The sequence below is a fragment of the Uliginosibacterium sp. 31-12 genome (assembly GCF_030548425.1).
GTDB classification, from domain to species: domain Bacteria; phylum Pseudomonadota; class Gammaproteobacteria; order Burkholderiales; family Rhodocyclaceae; genus Uliginosibacterium; species Uliginosibacterium aquaticum.
Genome location: NZ_JAUOOA010000001.1, coordinates 542,803 through 561,047, shown reverse-complemented (window position 1 = coordinate 561,047; position 18,245 = coordinate 542,803). Strand labels below are relative to the sequence as shown.

Sequence of the window (18,245 nt, the reverse complement as noted above, 5' to 3'; positions counted from 1 at the left end):
CGCCTCAGCAATTGGTGCAGAAATGCTGCAACACGTTATGCACGCGCACCATCGCCGTCTTGGCGGTGGCCTCGATATCGGCCATCTGGATGCCGTGGGCGCTACTGCCACGCCCGGCAGCCTGATTCACCACGACCACAATTGCCGCATACGGGATGCCCAGCTCTCGCGCCAGCACCGCTTCGGGCATGCCGGTCATGCCGATCACGTGTGCACCATCGCGCTCCAGACGGGTGACTTCGGCCGCTGTTTCAAGACGTGGCCCTTGAGTCGCAGCATAGGTACCACCATCCACGATCGCCTCACCTGCATTCCGGGCAGCGGCGAGGATGCGCGTGCGCAAGGAGGCATCGTAGGGATCGGTGAAATCCACATGCACGACCGGGCCATCCACGCCGTCGAAATATGTCGCCTTGCGGCCCCAGGTGTAATCGATGATTTGATCCGGCACCATCAGCACGCCCGGTCCAAGATGGTCCTGAATACCGCCCACCGACGCCACCGAGATAATCTCCTTGGCACCCGCTTCCTTGAGGGCCCAGAGGTTGGCACGGTAATTCACGCCATGCGGCGGGATCGTGTGGCCGTAACCATGCCGGGCAATGAACACCGTCTGCTGGTCACACAAATGACCGAAGAGCAAAGCACCGGAAGGCTCGCCATAAGGCGTACGCACCACTTCACGGCGCGTGATGTCGAGATTGGAAAGCTGGCTCAGGCCACTGCCACCGATGATTGCGATCATGTCCGTACCGGGCTGAAAAATAGTCGATGGATCTTAGCACGCAGGGCTGCAGGCTCGCCGCAGCTAGCGGCCATGGCGGCCGCGGCGGCTCTCGGGACTGAAGGCACGGCTGACAAACTGTCACGGTTTGTCCACTTCAGCATGATAGAATAGAGGGCTTTGCGATCAAGCCCTCAGGGTTGACGCGTCTAACCACTTCCCCCGCAGACCGAAAATATCATGAGCCGTGCCATCCGCAACATCGCCATCATTGCCCACGTCGACCACGGCAAAACCACTTTGGTCGACCAACTTCTCCGCCAGTCCGGCACCTTTGCCGCCCACCAGGCCGTGACCGAACGCGTGATGGACAGCAACGATCTTGAAAAAGAGCGCGGCATCACGATTCTGGCCAAGAACTGCGCAATCAAGTACGGCGAGACCCATATCAACATCGTCGACACCCCGGGGCACGCTGACTTCGGCGGCGAAGTCGAGCGCGTGCTGTCGATGGTTGATTCCGTGCTGCTGCTGGTGGATGCCGTTGAAGGCCCGATGCCGCAAACCCGTTTCGTGACCCGCAAGGCACTGGCCATGGGGCTGAAGCCGATTGTTGTGGTCAACAAGATCGACCGTCCGGGCGCACGCCCGAACTGGGTCATCGACCAGACCTTCGATCTTTTCGACAAGCTCGGCGCCACCGAAGAACAGCTGGATTTCCCGATCGTCTACGCCTCGGCACTGAATGGCTTTGCCATGCTCGACGCCGATCAGCCTGGCACCGACATGAAGCCGCTGTTCGAAGCCATTCTCAAGCACGTGCCGCAGCCGGAAGTGGATTCGGACGGCCCGCTGCAACTGCAGATCTGCTCGCTCGACTACTCCACCTATATCGGTCAGCTCGGCATCGGCCGCATCAAGCGCGGTCGCATCCGCCCGAACCAGGAAGTGGTCGTGATGTACGGTGACGAGAACAAGGGCAAGGCCAAGATCGGCCAAATCCTGACCTTTGAAGGCCTTGAGCGCAAATCCTCAGAGCTGGCCGAAGCCGGCGACATCGTGCTGGTGTCCGGCATCAATCAAGTAGGCATCGGCGTGACCATCTGTGACCCGGACCAACTCGACGGCATGAAGCCCATCGCTGTGGATGAGCCGACCCTGACCATGAACTTCATCGTGAACAGCTCCCCGCTGGCCGGCCGTGAAGGCAAGTTCGTGACCAGCCGCCAGATCCGCGAGCGCCTGGAAAAAGAACTCCTTAAGAACGTTGCCCTGCGTGTGGTCTATACCGACGACGCTGATGTGTTCGAAGTTTCCGGTCGTGGCGAACTGCACCTGACCATCCTGCTCGAATCCATGCGCCGCGAAGGTTTCGAGCTGGCCGTGGGCCGCCCGCGCGTGGTGTTCAAGGAAATCGACGGCGTGAAGTGCGAGCCCTACGAAATGCTCACCGTGGATGTGGAAGAGGACAACCAGGGCGGCGTGATGGAAGAGCTCGGCCGCCGCCGTGGCGAACTGCAAGACATGGCGCCGGACGGCAAGGGCCGCGTGCGCCTCGAATACCGCATTCCGGCGCGTGGCCTGATCGGCTTCCAGGGTGAATTCATGACCCTGACCCGCGGCACGGGTCTGGCCAGCCATGTGTTCGACGACTACGCCCCGGTGGCTGGCAACATGAGCGAGCGCCGCAACGGCGTGCTGATCTCGCAGGACGACGGCGCTGCTGTGGCTTACTCCCTGTGGAAGCTGCAAGATCGCGGTCGCATGTTCGTAAGCCACAACGACCCGGTGTACGAAGGCATGATCATCGGCATCCACTCGCGTGATAACGACCTCGTGGTCAACCCGATCAAGGGCAAGCAACTCACCAACGTGCGCGCCTCGGGTACCGATGAAGCCGTGCGTCTGGTACCACCGATTGCACTGACGCTCGAATCCGCCATCGAGTTCATCGCCGATGACGAGTTGGTCGAAATCACCCCAAAGTCGATCCGCCTGCGCAAGCGCTACCTGAAGGAACACGAACGCAAGCGTGCCTTCCGCAGCGACGAAGCCTGAGCACCGCACAGCGTCACCAGAGGCCATCCTGCGGGATGGCCTTTTTCGTTTCGGCGGCGCATAAAAAACATCAAAGCCGCTTTCGTGCTGCAGCCATTACAATCCCGCCACCCTAGCCCAAGGAGCGCCCGCCTTGATTTCGCGCCTGCTGACTGCCAGCCTCAGCCTGCTCTGCCTTTGCGGCAGCCCCTTCCTGCACGCCGCCGAGCCTGAAACGGTCAGCCTTCAGTTTGCCAACGCCCTGACTGCCCCGGCGCCCGCGGTGGGCACAACTGCAAACAGTGAAGGCGCCAGCACGCCAGTCACGACCGAACTGCCGCAGCGCACCCCAATCAATACCGGTGCCCATGCCAAAGCCAGTTCCGACCTTTGGGACCGCATCCGCAAGGGCTTCGGCATTCCAAATCTGGTCGACAACCCGAATGTGGATCGCCACATCGCCGCTTTCCAGGCCCGCCCGCAAGCCATCACCAATCTGATGGAGCGTGGCAGCAAGTATCTCTATCACATCGTCAGCGAACTCGAAGCGCGTGGCATGCCGACCGAGCTGGCCTTGCTGCCACTGGTGGAGTCGGCCTACAACCCGATGGCCTTCTCGCCAGCCAAGGCCGCCGGCTTGTGGCAGTTCATTCCCTCGACGGGGCGTGACTTCCGTCTGCAGCAGAACTGGTGGGTGGATGAGCGTCGCGACGTGCTGGCCTCCACCGCCGCCGCACTGACCTACCTGCAGGCTGTATACGAACTTCAGGGCGACTGGCACCTCGCGCTGGCTTCCTACAACTGGGGTGAAAACGCGGTGCTGCGCGCCGTGAATTCCAACCGCAATGCCGGCCGGCCGACCGACTACAACAGCCTGCGCATGCCCAAGGAAACGGCCCAATACGTGCCCAAGCTGCAAGCCGTGAAAATGATCGTAGCCAACCCGGAGCGCTATGGCCTGCGCCTCCCCCCCATCCCGGACGAACCCTATTTCGTGACGGTGGAGCGTGATCAAGGCATGGATGTGGCGCTCGCGGCGAAATTCGCCGAAATGCCGCTGAACGAATTTCTGGCCCTGAACCCTGCGTATAACCGCCCGATCATTCCCGGCAACCATGACGCAGACCTGATCCTGCCAGTCGACAACGCACGGAAGTTCAGCGAGAACTTCGCCGCCCACGGTGGCCCGCTGCTGAGCTGGAAGACCTATTCACTGCCACGCGGGGCGCGCGTCGAGCAGGTCGCCCAAAGCCTCAAGCTGAGCCCGGACGCTCTGCGCAGTGCCAATGGCCTGCCCCCACGCGCCAAACTGGCAGCCGGCTATACCTTGCTCGTGCCGCACGCCACCGACATCACAGCGCCGATCGAAACGGCAGAAACCAGCAAGCCTGGCGTGCAGAACAAGAGCTCCAGCCGTGCTCCATCGCCAGCCCTGAACAAGGCTGCGGCACGCGCACCGGCCAAGAAAACACCGACCCGGCGCGGCTGACATGCAACAGCTGGGGGCCAGCGCCTTCGCGCTGTTTGAGGACAATCTCGCCCAAGCGCCGCGCGCCTGTCTGCTTGAAGGACTTGAACAGCGCCTGCTTGCCCACCACTCCAGCGAACTGGCGGAATTTTTCGAGCGTCTGGAGGCTGCCCAGGCAAGCGGCCGCTGGATTGCCCTCGCGGCCCGCTATGAGCTTGGTAGCGCCTTCGAACCCCACCTGCTCCACTGCCACAGCACCCAGCCTCTGCTACAGGCCTGGGTGTTCGCCCACCGAAGTGAGCTCAGCGGCGATGCGCTCGCCCACTGGTGGCAGATGCAGGCTGCCGCACTCAGCCCGCAAGCGAGTGAGGCCGGCTTGCTGCACCTTGAAGCCGATTGGGACGAAGCGCGCCATGCCACTGCCTGCCAGCGCATCCTTGATTACATCCACGCCGGCGATTGCTATCAGGTCAACCTGACTTTTCCCCTCCGGGGCCAGATTTATGGCCATCCGCTGGCGCTCGCCGCTCGGCTGCGCGAGGCCCAACCCGTAGCTCATGGCGTGCTGATCCACGACGGCGAAGACTGGATCATTTCGCGCTCACCGGAACTCTTCGTCGAGCGTCACGCAAGTACCCTCACCTGCCGCCCGATGAAGGGTACGGCCACACGCAGCGACGATCCGCTGGCGGATGCCGCAGCCGCCAGCCGCCTCGTGCACTCGGACAAGGATCGCGCAGAGAACCTGATGATCGTGGATCTGATCCGCAACGACCTTGGCCGTCTTGCCCCCGCCGGAGGGGTGCGCGTCGAACAGATGTTCTCGCTGGAAACCTATCCCAGCGTGCATCAGCTCACCTCCACGGTCAGCGCAGAGCCCGTCAGCGCTCCCCTGGAAACCATCTTCCACGCCTTGTTTCCCTGCGGTTCGATCACCGGTGCGCCAAAGATACGTGCCATGCAGATCATCAACGAGCTTGAAGACGGACCGCGCGGCATTTACTGCGGTGCGCTGGGCTGGCTCGCTCCGGAGGGCGAGTTCAGCCTAAATGTGCCGATCCGTACCCTGTTGGTGGATTCCGAGGGCGCTTGCCGTCTGGATGTGGGCAGTGGGGTCGTGGCCGATTCAGAGCCGGCCGCCGAGTATCGCGAATGCCTCACTAAAAGCCGCTTCCTCACCCAGCTTGAACCACCCCTGCAACTCATTGAAACCCTGCGCTGGACGCCCTCAGAGGGCTATCCATTCTTGAACGGCCACCTCGAACGCCTGCAGGCCTCGGCCCGCACACTGGCCTTCAGTTGCCCCCTGACAGAGATCCGCGCAGCACTGCAAGCACTAGCCGACATCCTGCCTGGCTGCGCACAACGCGTGCGTCTGCTGTTGTCACGCAACGGACAGTTCAACCTGCAAAACGCCGGGCTGGACGAGACTCCAGCCACAGCCCGCTTCGCGCTGGCAGACTGGGCACTCGATCCGCAAGACCCACGCCTGTCGCACAAGACCACCGCACGCCGGTTCTACGACAGCGCCTTGCAGAGCGCATTGCAGCGCGGCCTCTTCGACCTCGTGTTCTGCAACACGCGCGGCGAATTGTGCGAAGGCACGCGTAGCAACCTGTTTCTCGAGATTGATGGGAAAATGCTCACCCCCGCCAGCCACTGCGGCCTGCTGCCAGGCGTACTGCGTACCAGCCTGCTGGCCAGCGGCAAGGCCCTTGAAGCCGTACTACAACGCGAGGACCTGGCACGCGCCAACCGTATCTGGCTGGGCAACGCCTTGCGTGGCCTGATCGAGGTCACGCAGGCAACTTGAGTGACATCTGCGCCGCAGCTTGGGGCGCAGGAGAAGCCTCAGAGCGCGTCGAAATTGCTGCGTCGCTCGCGCAACCAGGCATCCATCTGCTCGGCGGCCATCGGCCGAGCGAAATGAAAACCCTGCAGCAGGCTACACCCCAGAGTCTCCAGCATGGAGGCCTGGGCTGCGCTCTCCACCCCTTCCCCCATCAGCACCAGCTTACGTTTGCACGCCAGCTCAGCGATTGCAGCAGGGAGCGCTGTCGCCTCAGGTGTTTCGTCGAAGTTGGCCAACAAGTTCCGATCAAGCTTGATCCGATCGACCGGAAAAGTACCGAGCTGGCTCAGGGACGCCCGGCCACAACCAAAGTTATCGAGTGCCAAGCGTACGCCCAGCTCGCGCAAGCCGCGCAACTGATGCTGCAACAGCCGAGGCTCCTCGAAAGCGAGGCTTTCATCAAGATCCAGCACTAGCCGATCTGCTTCCACATCACTGTATTCAAGCTGGGCCCGCAAGCGCTGCACGAAGCGCTCGTCGCGCAGTTGCACCGAGGAGATATTCAGGGTGAGCTCGAGACCACGCCAGCCCTGGCGCCGCCAGATACCGAAACGCTCCAGCGCCTGACCCAGCACCCACTGGCCCAGCTCATGAACCATGCCGGTACGCTCAGCGAGCGGGATAAAACGAGCGGGCGGCACCAGCTCTCCAAAATCGTTGCGCCAGCGCAGCAACACCTCAAGCCCCTGCAACTCGCCGCTGCCAGCCTGCACAATGGGCTGCCAGCACAGGCTCAGACCACGCTTGAAATCAATGGCGGCGCGCAGACTGTGCAACATCGCCACCCGGGTCTGTACGTCGTCCGACATCATCGCCGAGAAAACGCTGAAAGCGCTCCCCCCGGCTTGCCGGGCCTGATTCAGCGCCAGACTGGCGTTGCGCATGAGCTCCACCGCATTGCCCTTGCACTCCGCAAGGCGCACTAGTCCGATACGCAACTGCACCGTGAGCGCGTGGCCATGAACAAAGAAAGCCTGCTCGAAAGCCTTGTTGATAAGCGCCGGATCGAGCGCATTTTCCGGACCGAAAATACCGAAAGTGTCACCGGACACCCGCGCCAGCGTGACGCCCGGGCCCAGTGCGCTGCGCAGGCGCTTGGCTACAGCTACCAGCAAGGTGTCACCACAGCGATAGCCCAACGCATCATTGATTTCGGAAAACCGCACCACGTCCGCCAGAGCCAGGCAACGCGAACCACCCTGACGCACCAGCAGATCCTGATCGACTTCATTGATGAAGCACGTGCGGTTGGGAAGATGAGTCAGCGGATCATAGAAAGCGAAGAAATCGAGGCGCTCGATCAGATCTACGTTCTCGAACCCCACACCGAGACTGGCCGCGAACATTTCCACCAGTCGCTGCTGCAAACTACGCAGGGGATGTGGATGGTCCACCACCACCACCGCGTCACGCCCGCCATTGCCGAGCCAGAGCAAAAAACGCCCGGCTTCGAAAACACAGGTATGCGCTGCCAGGCAACGCCGGATACCGCGCTGCATCTCCACATCCACGCTGCGCTCGATCGCGCAGCCGGCCAGGTTGGCGTAGCGCCCACGGCCACACACCACGTGCAACCCAGCCTCACCCGGGGTAGCCGAGCTGTGCTCCATGGCGACCAGCGCATCGGCAGCCTCCCCCAGGATCTCTTCGACGCGCTCAAGCAGTACCCGCGAGAATTCGACTGAGCTGCGCAGGCGGAAAACCGTATTGGCCGCACGCGAGACGGCATCCATGCCGCGATTGGCCGCACGCACCGTTTCGATCTGCTCGTAAGCGCGCACGGCAGCAGTCAGCGTCGTGATCAGTCGGGTTTGCGACAGCTCGGACTTGGTACGGTAGTCATTGATGTCGTAGCGCCGTATCACTTCCAGTTCCGGTGCATAGCCAGGCTGGCCAGTACGCAGCACGATGCGCACAGAATGCATGCCGAGCTCGTTGCGGATGGTATCGACCAAGCGCAAACCAGCATCCGGCGTTTCCATCACCACATCCAGCATCGCCACTGCCACGCCTGGATGTTCACGCAGCATCGCTTCGGCCTCACGCGCGCTGTAAGCATGCAGCAATTCGAGCGGGCGCTCGTCAATGTGAAACCCGCGCAGTGCGAAAGCGGTGGCGCGGTGCACCTCGTCATCGTCGTCAGTAATCAGGATTTTCCAGGGCGCAGGCCCCTCTTTCACCGGATGAGCCAGCGCTTCGTCGACGAACTCCAGCATGTCGCCCGCCTGCGCTATCGCATCCCCCTGCTCGAGGGTCGAACTCACCGTACGTCCTCCCGGAATGCTGCGTCTGATACCGTGGCTTCCCTGTCCACTGCCCCCATGCCCCGCTCCTGCCTATCCGTAACCATCTCTTTCAGGTATCGGCAGGGAAAGCGAAAACTTGCGGTCTGGAGGCGGCTTTTTTTCTGCTTCAGCGCAACATGAATTCGACGCGGGCTTGCAGAGGCTTACCCTCTTCCGCTTCCCGGTTGGCTACGAGAAAAACCCGCGCCGGATCCACGCCATTTTTCTCGAGCAGATACGCCCGCACAGTCTGTGCCCGCGTTCTGGCCAAAGTCTGCAGGTCGGCCTGGGTAATCGCGAAGCTGGCCAGCAGGATGCGTTCCATCTCGGCAGGCGGCTGATCCTTCAGAATGCCCAGCGCGTTACGCGGCCGAGCATCGACTTTCTCGCTTTCATACACACGCTTGAGCAGTGCCGGATATTCCGCAGCCTCGATCTGCAAGGCATCCACCTGATCAACACTGTCGCCGCGCCGAACCAGTTGCTCAGCTTTAAGGGCGCGCACCCGGGCCTCAAGGCGGGCACGCTTGAGGCCCGTCGTGTCGGATGCCGGATCGGCACTACCGGCGATCTCCAGTTTCAGCACCGGCCGGCTCGTCAGGCCCTTGGCCAGCCCCTCCAACTTGTCGAGTGCCGCCTTGTTTAGCGTCGCCGAACCTGGCTCGAAATCCACCCATGCCAGAGCCTCCGCTTCTTCGCCGAAGATCGAGCCCAATAAGGCGAAGGGCGCTGTCACTGCCTTCCCGATCAGATTGGTAATGACCCTGATGATCACGCCTCCGACCGAAAATTCCGGGTCGTCAAGCGAGCCACTGATGGGTAAATTGATATCGATCATGCCGTTGCGGTCCTTCAGCAGGGAGACCGCAAACAGCACAGGCAACTTCGTCGCGTCCGGGCTCTCAACCTTGTCGCCAAAGGTCAGCTGATCCAGCTTGACACTGTTTTTCGCAGTGAGCCGGCGATCACGGATCTGATACTGCACATCCATCGACAGCTTGCCCTTATCGATTCCATAGCCCACGTAGCGGCCGGCATAGGTCGACGCAGAGGTGAGATCCACGTCGCGTACCTGAGCCTGAATATCGAGGAAGCCATCCTGGCGGAAAGGGTTGAGGCTGCCATTCACCTTCACTGGCGCCGCGCCATCCAGGCTGGCGCCGAGATCGAGCAGCGCCACCGAGCTTTCATCCGAGGATAGCCCTCCCAGGCTGCCGTTCAGAGCCAGCAGATTGGCATCGTAATTGGGCTTCACGAAACGATCGCTGAAACGCACCTGACCCTTCTCCAGCACAATGCGCTCTACCCTGACCTTAGGCAGTGGTTTCTTCACAGAACTTGCCGCAGCCGACTGTGCAACTTGCGGCGCAGCGGCCATCTGAGCAGCTTCGTGGGCTGTGATCTCGCGCAGGTTCAAACGCCCCTGCGCATCCAGAATCAGGCGGGTATAGAAGTCACTCAGACGAATTTCGCGACTGCTGAAGCCCAGCGGCTCGGTCTGCACGCTCATCTCCTGCAGCGCGAGGCGCCTCCAGCGCAGAAAGTCCTCTTCATTCACCCGGTCCAGCATGTTGAAATCATCTACCGCCAGCGCGCCGGCAAAACGGATGTCCGGCTGGCTTTTGGCGAGATCGAAATCAAGTTTTCCTTTCGCAGTCAACGTACCTCGGGTGAGCAGCACGCGGAATTGATCTTCAAGATAAGCCTGGGCAGGCAGTAGCTCCACCGCACTCAGGTCGAGATTTACGCGCCCGCGCAGCGGCTCGGTAGAGAACGCAGCGTCCGCATTCATGCGCCCGTTGCGATTGATGCGCGCGCTCAGGCTTGCCTTGGCTTGGGCATTGCGCCGAGAACTCCAGTCCTGCAGACTCAGCCCCAGTTCGCGCACATCCACGACAACCGGCACACTGCTGCTGCGATCTTCGATGCGCACGCCGCCCTCATTGATCTCGGCCCTACCCACACTGAATTGCCAGGGCAGCTCGGGTTCGGCCGCCGGAGCGGCCTCCAGCACTGCTTCAGCCGCACGCTCCAGGCGATCCTTGAGCACCTTGCGGGCCTTTGAATCAGCATTCGAATGGCTCTGGAACATGTCTGCCAGGTTCAGCACGCCGTCAGCATCACGCAGCAGCATGGCTTGCAGGCCACGATTGCTGAAACGGCCGATATGGAGTTCGCGAAGTTCAAGATCCATGCGCATTTCCTCCGCACGAGTCTGCGGTACCTTCAGCAGAATGATGCGCTGACCGGCCTTGTCCGGCTTTGCAGCCGCATCTGCAAGGCTGAAGTCCCGCAGATCCAGCGCCATCTTGTCGAGCCTGACTGCAGGACCAGCCTTGCCGGGTGCCACGCTGAACTCGCCCGCCAGCGCCGTTTCGCCCTTGAATAAGGCGCGCGGCAAGGCGGCCTGATAGTAGGGGCGCAAGGGTTCAAGCTGCATGCCGGCAAACGCAAAATGGCCGCTGTAGGTTTCGGCTAGTACGTTCAGTTGGGCCTGCAGATCGATGCGCAAGCTCTTTTCGCTGGCCGCCTGCAAGGTAAAACTGGCGGGTTTGCTAGTGCCAAGATCGAATTGGCTCAGTTGCACCTCAAAAGGATCGAGCTTGAGTGCAAAACCGCCGGGCACGGCTTCGTCGCGCCAATTGAGGCGCCCATGGCTCACGCTCAATTTGTCGATCAGCACGCGCGGCGCGGCCACTTTCACTTCTGTTTTCGCGGCGGGGCTTGGTTGTACCTTGCGCGCAGGCGCGACAAATTCCGTGGCCAGGCGCTCTAGACGGAAGCGACGGTCCTTCTCGCGCAACAATTCGATCTGCGGCGCTTCGACATTCAACGCACGCACATGCAGCAAAGGCTGGCTGGCAATCGGCTCCACGCGCTCAAGCTCCACCTGCAGGCTCTGCACTGCGAGCAGATCGGCGCCGGAGTGTTCCTTGATCTTCAAGTCCTTGAGACCGAAACGACCGCTCACCGCCAACGCAGCAGGTTTGTCGCCCAAGGCCTCCTCCCAGTGCAACCGCAGGGCGGAGCCGAAATGAGCCTGCTCTATGCGCACCGGCAGCTTCACCGGCACATAAGCGAGGTAGGCGGTGAGATCCAGATCTTCGATGTCCACATCCAGCGTAGCCACGCGACGATCGGCAAAAGGCTTGAGCTCACCAAGCAACTCAAAGGAGCTTTCTTCGAGGTCGAAGGCCAGTCTCGGCTTGACGAAGTTTTCGACGCGGGCCGGCAAGTTGGAAAGAAAAGGCAAGCCCAGGGCCAGCGCGCGGACATGGTGTTGCTTGCCGAGCGGGCGATCGTCGAACTCGATCTCCCCTCCTTCAAGCTCGATGTTGTTGAGCGAAAAGCGCGCAGCGTCTGGGGCAGGCTCGGCAGAGGGCTTAGCAAAGCGCTCAAGGATGTCACTGAAGTTGAAGCGTTGCGCCTCGATCCGCACCAGTCTCAGCCGCGGCTGCTCCACGCGCAAGGCATCAAGCACCAGGGCACGATGCCAGAGCGACGCGGTGGAAACGTTCGCCTGGACGGCAGCGAGGGCCACAAAATCACTCTGCCCATCCGCCTCAGCGATTCGCAACCCTTCCAGGCGCGCCGACAAACGCAGCGGATTGAAGCTCACCCGCTCCACGCTGAGCTTGCGCCCGAGCGCTGCGCTGCCTTGAGTCTCCACGGCCCAGCGCAGCAAGGGCGGCGTACCCAGCCAAGCCAGCACCAGCAAGCCCAACACGCTGGCGGCAGCAATTTTCACGCTACGGCGTGCTGCCAGCTGACGCAGGCGGGGAAGCAAGGCAAGAAGTTTTTCGCGGGTAATCATGGATCGAACCAGGCACAAGCACAAACAGGCCCGCATTCTCCCACGCCCGGCTGACGGCGGCATGACAGCCACCCTAGCGGTCAATCCGCCAGCAAGGCCTCCGCCTCGATCATGCAGCCGCTGCGCAGGCGGATGCTGCGGCCACAGGCATGGGCCAGTCCATCATCATGCGTCACCAGCAAGAGCGTAGTACCGGACTCCCTATTGAGCTCGAAAAGCAGATCAATGATGTGCCGGCCGGTGGTGCCGTCCAGATTTCCTGTCGGTTCGTCAGCCAGCAGTAAGGCCGGCTGCATGGCAAAAGCACGCGCCAGCGCGACACGTTGTTGCTCACCACCGGAAAGATGCTTCGGATAATGCCCGGCCCGTGCAGCGAGCCCGACCCGGTCCAGCCATTGCCGCGCAAGCTCCCTCGCACCGCTGCGCCCAGCCAGCTCCAACGGCATCATGACGTTCTCCAGTGCCGTCAGCGCCGGCAAGAGCTGAAAGGACTGGAACACGAAACCGATCATGCGCCCGCGCAAGGCTGCTCGCCCGTCCTCATCGAGGGCATAGAGGCTCTGCCCGCCAAGCTTTACATCCCCCGAACTGGGAACATCGAGGCCGGCCAGCAGTCCGAGCAAGGTGGATTTCCCCGAACCCGAAGCGCCAACGATGGCCAGCGTCTCTCCGGCCTCGACCGAAAATTCGATCTGCTGCAAGATGTCCAGCTTGCCGCCATCGGCCAAGGCAACCGTCTTGGCAAGCCCTTTCACTTCCAGCACTGGCCCGGAGCCCTTAGGCATGTCTCGTTTCATCATCATCCTGTTTGCAATCTGCTCGATTCAAAATGCCCTGGCGGCAAACATCCTGGTATGGGGCGACAGCCTCTCAGCCGGCTACGGCATCGCCCAGGAACAGGCCTGGCCGCAACTGCTGAGCCGCAAGCTGGCCGCCGAAGGCTACCGCCACACGGTAATCAACGCCAGTATCAGCGGCGAGACCAGTGCTGGCGGACTGAGCCGCCTGCCTGCAGCCCTGACCCGCGACAAGCCGTCCATCGTCATCATCGAACTGGGAGCCAACGATGGCCTGCGTGGCCTGCCGGTACCGGCCATGCGCAAGAACCTTGATGCCATGATCCGCAGCGCCCAGGCCAGCGGCGCCCGGGTGATGCTGATCGGCATGCGCATGCCGCCCAACTTCGGCCCGGTCTACACCCAAAAGTTCCAGCAGACCTACAGTGAGCTCGCGCAGCAGTACAAGACGGCCCTTCTGCCCTTCATGATGGAAGGCTTCGCCGAGCGCAGCGAGCTATTCCAGAGCGACAACCTTCACCCCACCGCAGAGGCCCAGCCTCTGATCCTCGCCAACGTGTGGTCAGCGCTCAAACCGCTGCTGCGCAAGTAGCCGTACTCACAAGCCGTCAGCCTTGGTGCTATTGGATTTTTTTGCGGGCTCCTTAGCCATTTTTGCCGTTTTTGAAGACGAACTGGACTGTGCCGGAGGTTTGGGTGTCGGACGAATCGGCGGCTGACTCCAGCCGGGTACCGGTACATACACCGTTGAACTGCCGCCCTGGCCGTAGAGCTGGGCATCAACATTGTCTTCACAATCCACCCCGCGATTGCGCTTGCAGGCTTCGATCATCCGCAGACGAGCCGCCTCGACATCCGACACCGGTGCGGCGCTACTGGCGCTCTCCTGCTCTGGCTTGGTGGTAATCCCCCCCGCCGCCGGCCCCACCGCTTTCGACGCGGCCTTGGCAGCTTCCGGTGACGGCGCTGCAGGCGGCGGCGTGAAAGCCGGCATCACCGTAACGCCGCCAGACACCTTGCTAGCCTTGACATCCTTGGGCGGCGTATCGCCGTACTGGATTTTGCCGTCTGCATCCAACCACTTATAAACCTCGGCCTGTGCCCCGAAGGCGAACAGACCGAGCAGGCACAGCACAATCGTCGTTTTCTTCATGCATTAACTCCCGGCCCTGGCGCCTTCTAGGGACGCTCACGATTAAAAGAATTCGAAACAGGCAATCAGCTCACCAACAACTCCGGCGCGCCGTTGATCAAGTGTCCAATAACGCTCGCCACTTCAAATCCGTTGTCATGGAATACCCGCAAGGCCGCCTCGGCGACGGACGGAGCGCAACTCACCAACAAACCGCCACGGGTCTGCGGATCCGTCAGCAAAGATCTGCTGCCAATCCGGACAGCCTACCGGCAAGCGCACATCCTGACCATAGACCTTCCAGTTGCGCGGACTGGCTCCGGTACGCAGCCCCTCACAGGCAAAGACTTCAGCCGAAGCAATCCGTGGGATACGGGCAAACTCGATCGTTGCAGCCAACGGCGAACCGCGACAGATTTCGAGCAGGTGGCCGGCTAGGCCAAAGTCGGTCACATTGGTAATCGCATGTACGCCATCGAGGGCTACCAGCAAGGGGCCAACCCGATTGAGCTGGGTTGTGTGGCGGACCATCTCGGCATAGCCCGGTGCGTCCAGCCGCTCCTTCTTAAGTGCGGCAGAGAGCCCCCCACTCCGAGCGGTTAGCCCGGGATGAGTACTCCCCCGCTTGAGCGTCGGCATTGCAGCGCACTTTGTCGGGTTCCACCCGCCCCAGCGCAACCAGGCCATAGAACGGCCCCAGCACATCAATCGAACGCCCGCCTGCGATCGGAATGCCCACTTCGCGGCAGATGCCGGCATCGCCCTCGAGCACCTTGCCAATCACTTTGGGCGGCAACTTATCCGGCGGCATGTCGACAATAGCCAGGGCCATGATCGGTGTACCGCTCAAGATGCTCAAGTGCTGATCTGGAAGGCCTGGCGGCACACAAGGGCTCTGTGCTCGGTGGCCGGCCAGGCCAGCCCCAACCCGCTCAGAAATGGTTCTAAAACCTGATTGAGCGGACCTTGATGCACTTCGATCTGGTCCGCCCAGTTTTTGTCGAAGCGGAGAGCCGCAAGATCTTCACCCTGTTCGTACCTGCAACTCTCATCGAGCGGATACGTGCAGCCCTTTGCATCGAAACTAGCCGCGAGGCGCGTGTCGAATATCTGCTGCGTGACTATGCCTGGCTCGGCAAGCAGTCTGCCGAACTGGCTCAGAAACAGGGTTTTCTCAAGGGTCTGCAAGCCAAGGAAACACTCAGCCACTGGCAAGACTGGGCACTGGCACGAGCACTGTCTGTGCTCTACACCGAACTCATCGACCTACACTACTATCCGCTCTACACACGCTCACAGAATCGTAATTTCACCCGTTTCCCGCAAGCACAGCGCTGCAAGACAAACGATCTTTCCACGGCCGGCATCGAACAGCTCGCAGCCAGCATCCTCAAGCACTCGGAACACTCATGAGCAAACCCAGCCGTCGCCCGCAACGCCAGAACCGCCCGAAACACAATCTGCAGACTTATTCCAATCGCCAACCAGCCCGCACCCTGGCGGTAATGGTTGGCATCCCATTGCTGATCTGCCTGCTCGCAGCCATCAGCCGCAAGGAATATGGTTTCAGCCTATGGATCATCAGTTCGATTTTTCTTATCGCCTTCATGCTGTTTTCGTCGTTGACGATCCGTGTGTCGAACGATGAGCTGCACTGGCACTTTGGCCCCGGTCTGATCCGCAAAGCGGTTCCCATAGCCGACGTAGCCCGTGCGGAAATCGTCCGTACCCGGTTATGGGACGGCGTCGGTATCCACTACACGAAGCGTGGCTGGCTCTACAACGTATCCGGACGGGATGCAGTGACCATCACGCTGAAGGACGGCAAGCAGTTCATGCTAGGCAGTAATGACCCGATCGGGCTGTGGGAAGCGATCGAGCAGCGGCTTAGCTGATCAATCCAGTGTTGGCGGCAAGCAGTTCACGCCCAGCCACGCCGCGATCGCCTGCCACTGCTCGAGATCGCGCGCGACCCGCGCGGGCGCGATGTCAAACAAACTCATGCCGTGGGCAGCCAGCTGCACATAGTTCTGCGTATCGCGCAGGCAGGCCACCAATGGCAGGCCACTGCCTTCCACGAAACGCAGGAATTCGGCGGCAGCGCGGGAGCGCTCATTCACGCGCATGCCAATCAATGCTACCTGCACACCGCGTGCGGCCTTGAGCTCGGCGAGCTCATCGAAGAATGAGCGCGTAGCGAGAATATCGAACATCGAAGGCTGCACCGGCACCAGCACGCGCGTAGCCAGCTTCAGGCACTCCTTGAGTTTGTCGCCATGAAACGCCGCTGGAGTATCGAGCACCACATGTGTCGTCCCTGCGGGCGGGCGCGCGGCGCGATCCGGCTTCAAGTCCCATGGCTGGATCACCGGCAACACGGCAGGACGCCGTGCGAGCCATAGACGCGAGGACTGCTGGCGATCAACATCCCCCAGCATCACTGTCGCAGGCCCCGTCGCACCACCACGCCAGGCCAACAAGCCAGCCAGATTCGTGGCCAGCGTGCTTTTACCGGCTCCACCCTTGGGATTGGCGACGAGATAGACCTGCATGACTAATCTCCAGATTTCAATCGCAGTCGATCCGCGCCTGAATGGAAATCGTAACGCGCGGGGACAAGGCCGAAAGAAGGAGCGCCAGCCTACGGGGGTAGGCCGAGCACTACAGTTTCGGGCTTGCCCCGCGCAGCAAATTTACATCAGGCGCGGCGCCAGGTGGTACCGCCGGCACCGTCCTCAAGCACGATGCCACGTGCCTTGATTTCATCACGGATGCGATCGGCTTCAGCAAAATTCTTCGCTTTCTTCGCTTCATTGCGCGCCGCAATCAGGGCATCGATCTCGGCGGCCTCGTCTCCCGCCGCCTCACCCTGCACGAAAGCCGCCGGATCCGCCTGCAAGAACCCCAGCGTGCCGCCCAGCGCGCACAACAGCGCGGAGAGTTTCGCGTCGCGCGTGCGGTTGATCTCGTTGCGCAACTCGAAGAGCACCGCAAAAGCCATCGGCGTATTGAAGTCATCGCACATCGCGTCGAAGAAACGTTTGGCGTAGGGCTCAGTCCAGTCAAGCTCAAACTCAGCTGGCGGAACGTCGCGCAAGGCGGTGTACAACGAGACCAGTGCCCCACGCGCATCCTGCAGGATGTCCCAGGTGTAGTTGATCTCAGAGCGGTAATGGCCGCGCAGCAAGAAAAACCGTACAGCCTCGCCGCCCTGTACTGGATCGAGCTTGTCGAGTACGGCACGCGTCGTAAACACGTTCCCCAGCGACTTGGACATCTTCTCGTTGTCCATGTTGAGGAAAGCCGCATGCATCCAGTAATTCACAAAAGGCTTGCCGGAAGCACCCTCGCTCTGAGCGATCTCGTTCTCGTGGTGCGGGAACTGCAAGTCCCAACCACCGCCATGGATATCCAGGGTTTCACCGAGCTCGGCCCGGCTCATCGCCGAGCATTCGATATGCCAGCCCGGCCTGCCTTCGCCGTAATGCGAACACCAATGCGGCTCCTGTGGCTTGGCCGCCTTCCACAACACGAAGTCGAGCGGATCGCGCTTGTGACCATCCACCGCCACACGCTCGCCAGCACGCAAATCGTCAATCGACTTGCCGGAAAGCTTGCCGTACCCCGGGAACTCGCGCACGGCGTAGTAAACATCGCCATTACTGGCTGGGTAGGCCTTTCCATTGGTCACCAAATCGCCGATCAGCCCCAGCATGTTGTCAATGTGCTGAGTGGCACGCGGTTCGGCCGAGGGACGCAGCATCAACAGGCGGTCGCAGTCTTCATGCATGGCCGTCACCATGCGGGAGGTCAAGGCCTCGATCGGCTCGCCATTCTTGTTCGCGCGATCAATGATCTTGTCGTCCACATCGGTGATGTTGCGCACATATTTCACCTCGTAGCCGGCGGCCGTCAGCCAGCGATAGACCATGTCAAACACGGTCAGGGTGCGAGCGTTACCGATGTGAAAATAGTCGTAAACCGTGAGGCCGCACACATACATGCGCACCTTGCCGGGTTCAATGGGCGTAAAGGCCTGCTTCTCGCGGGCGAGCGAATTGTGGATCCTGAGCATGATTCGACGAAGACAGTCTGTGGGAATGAGGGTCTCCGGGCGCGTCCGGAAGGACATCCTC

At 61.3% G+C, this 18,245-nt stretch carries 15 protein-coding genes; 6 read left to right on the top strand and 9 right to left on the bottom strand.

The window, feature by feature from the left end; translation table 11 throughout:
- Positions 1–4: 4 nt before the first annotated feature.
- Positions 5–745: an S-methyl-5'-thioinosine phosphorylase gene (locus Q3Y64_RS02560; protein WP_303559961.1), complete on the bottom strand. Its 741-nt coding sequence runs from the start codon at positions 743–745 to the stop codon at positions 5–7.
- A gap of 219 nt (positions 746–964) precedes the next feature.
- Between Q3Y64_RS02560 and typA the strand changes: the two genes are divergently transcribed.
- From typA to pabB, 3 genes are all read left to right on the top strand, one after another.
- On the top strand, positions 965–2,782 hold the full coding sequence (typA, locus tag Q3Y64_RS02555; RefSeq protein WP_101942706.1) for a translational GTPase TypA: 1,818 nt from the start codon (positions 965–967) through the stop codon (positions 2,780–2,782).
- Between the two features lie 133 nt (positions 2,783–2,915).
- Positions 2,916–4,250, top strand: coding sequence for a transglycosylase SLT domain-containing protein (locus tag Q3Y64_RS02550; RefSeq protein WP_303559956.1), 1,335 nt, complete (start codon positions 2,916–2,918; stop codon positions 4,248–4,250).
- 1 nt (position 4,251) lies between these two features.
- Entirely contained in the window at positions 4,252–6,042 is a 1,791-nt protein-coding gene (gene pabB / locus Q3Y64_RS02545; RefSeq protein WP_303559954.1) for an aminodeoxychorismate synthase component I, read from the top strand.
- 38 nt (positions 6,043–6,080) lie between these two features.
- On the opposite strand, the gene Q3Y64_RS02540 is transcribed toward pabB, so the two are convergent.
- The 3 genes from Q3Y64_RS02540 to Q3Y64_RS02530 all read right to left on the bottom strand — a co-directional run bounded on the left by Q3Y64_RS02540 (position 6,081) and on the right by Q3Y64_RS02530 (position 12,977).
- Positions 6,081–8,345 (bottom strand): EAL domain-containing protein, encoded by a 2,265-nt coding sequence (locus Q3Y64_RS02540; RefSeq protein ID WP_303559951.1) that lies wholly within the window; start codon positions 8,343–8,345, stop codon positions 6,081–6,083.
- Between the two features lie 148 nt (positions 8,346–8,493).
- Positions 8,494–12,180, bottom strand: coding sequence for a DUF748 domain-containing protein (locus Q3Y64_RS02535; RefSeq protein WP_303559949.1), 3,687 nt, complete (start codon positions 12,178–12,180; stop codon positions 8,494–8,496).
- Positions 12,181–12,260: 80 nt separating this feature from the next.
- A complete protein-coding gene (locus tag Q3Y64_RS02530; RefSeq protein WP_101942803.1) occupies positions 12,261–12,977 on the bottom strand; it encodes an ABC transporter ATP-binding protein in 717 nt (238 codons plus the stop codon).
- Between Q3Y64_RS02530 and Q3Y64_RS02525 the strand changes: the two genes are divergently transcribed.
- The gene (locus Q3Y64_RS02525; RefSeq protein ID WP_303559947.1) at positions 12,964–13,569 is read left to right on the top strand and encodes an arylesterase; all 606 of its coding nucleotides are present in this window, start codon (positions 12,964–12,966) and stop codon (positions 13,567–13,569) included. The genes Q3Y64_RS02530 and Q3Y64_RS02525 overlap by 14 nt on opposite strands.
- A 6-nt stretch (positions 13,570–13,575) precedes the next feature.
- Here the strand turns inward: Q3Y64_RS02525 and Q3Y64_RS02520 are convergent, their stop codons facing one another.
- The 3 genes from Q3Y64_RS02520 to Q3Y64_RS19465 all read right to left on the bottom strand — a co-directional run bounded on the left by Q3Y64_RS02520 (position 13,576) and on the right by Q3Y64_RS19465 (position 14,968).
- Complete coding sequence (locus Q3Y64_RS02520) at positions 13,576–14,130, bottom strand: DUF4124 domain-containing protein (protein ID WP_101942700.1); 555 nt, start codon at positions 14,128–14,130, stop codon at positions 13,576–13,578.
- Positions 14,131–14,265: 135 nt separating this feature from the next.
- Entirely contained in the window at positions 14,266–14,640 is a 375-nt protein-coding gene (locus tag Q3Y64_RS19470; protein WP_368506634.1) for an AIR synthase-related protein, read from the bottom strand.
- A 34-nt stretch (positions 14,641–14,674) separates the two neighbouring features.
- Positions 14,675–14,968 (bottom strand): AIR synthase related protein, encoded by a 294-nt coding sequence (locus Q3Y64_RS19465; RefSeq protein ID WP_368506633.1) that lies wholly within the window; start codon positions 14,966–14,968, stop codon positions 14,675–14,677.
- A gap of 107 nt (positions 14,969–15,075) precedes the next feature.
- Between Q3Y64_RS19465 and Q3Y64_RS02510 the strand changes: the two genes are divergently transcribed.
- Positions 15,076–15,522 (top strand): hypothetical protein, encoded by a 447-nt coding sequence (locus Q3Y64_RS02510; protein WP_303559944.1) that lies wholly within the window; start codon positions 15,076–15,078, stop codon positions 15,520–15,522.
- Positions 15,519–16,004, top strand: coding sequence for a hypothetical protein (locus Q3Y64_RS02505; RefSeq protein WP_303559942.1), 486 nt, complete (start codon positions 15,519–15,521; stop codon positions 16,002–16,004). Before Q3Y64_RS02510 ends, Q3Y64_RS02505 begins: the two co-directional genes overlap by 4 nt.
- Here Q3Y64_RS02505 and Q3Y64_RS02500 read toward each other — a convergent pair whose 3' ends face one another.
- Complete coding sequence (locus tag Q3Y64_RS02500; RefSeq protein ID WP_303559940.1) at positions 16,005–16,661, bottom strand: ParA family protein; 657 nt, start codon at positions 16,659–16,661, stop codon at positions 16,005–16,007.
- A gap of 146 nt (positions 16,662–16,807) precedes the next feature.
- A complete protein-coding gene (gene cysS, locus Q3Y64_RS02495; protein WP_303559938.1) occupies positions 16,808–18,184 on the bottom strand; it encodes a cysteine--tRNA ligase in 1,377 nt (458 codons plus the stop codon).
- Positions 18,185–18,245 lie beyond the last annotated feature (61 nt).

Coding starts and splice junctions, on each gene's coding strand:
- Q3Y64_RS02560 (WP_303559961.1), bottom strand. CDS start 745: ATGATCGCAATCATCGGTGGCAGTGGCCTGAGCCAGCTTTCCAATCTC.
- typA (WP_101942706.1), top strand. CDS start 965: ATGAGCCGTGCCATCCGCAACATCGCCATCATTGCCCACGTCGACCAC.
- pabB (WP_303559954.1), top strand. CDS start 4,252: ATGCAACAGCTGGGGGCCAGCGCCTTCGCGCTGTTTGAGGACAATCTC.
- Q3Y64_RS02535 (WP_303559949.1), bottom strand. CDS start 12,180: ATGATTACCCGCGAAAAACTTCTTGCCTTGCTTCCCCGCCTGCGTCAG.
- Q3Y64_RS02525 (WP_303559947.1), top strand. CDS start 12,964: ATGTCTCGTTTCATCATCATCCTGTTTGCAATCTGCTCGATTCAAAAT.
- Q3Y64_RS02530 (WP_101942803.1), bottom strand. CDS start 12,977: ATGAAACGAGACATGCCTAAGGGCTCCGGGCCAGTGCTGGAAGTGAAA.
- Q3Y64_RS02520 (WP_101942700.1), bottom strand. CDS start 14,130: ATGAAGAAAACGACGATTGTGCTGTGCCTGCTCGGTCTGTTCGCCTTC.
- Q3Y64_RS19470 (WP_368506634.1), bottom strand. CDS start 14,640: ATGGTCCGCCACACAACCCAGCTCAATCGGGTTGGCCCCTTGCTGGTA.
- Q3Y64_RS02505 (WP_303559942.1), top strand. CDS start 15,519: ATGAGCAAACCCAGCCGTCGCCCGCAACGCCAGAACCGCCCGAAACAC.
- Q3Y64_RS02500 (WP_303559940.1), bottom strand. CDS start 16,661: ATGCAGGTCTATCTCGTCGCCAATCCCAAGGGTGGAGCCGGTAAAAGC.
- cysS (WP_303559938.1), bottom strand. CDS start 18,184: ATGCTCAGGATCCACAATTCGCTCGCCCGCGAGAAGCAGGCCTTTACG.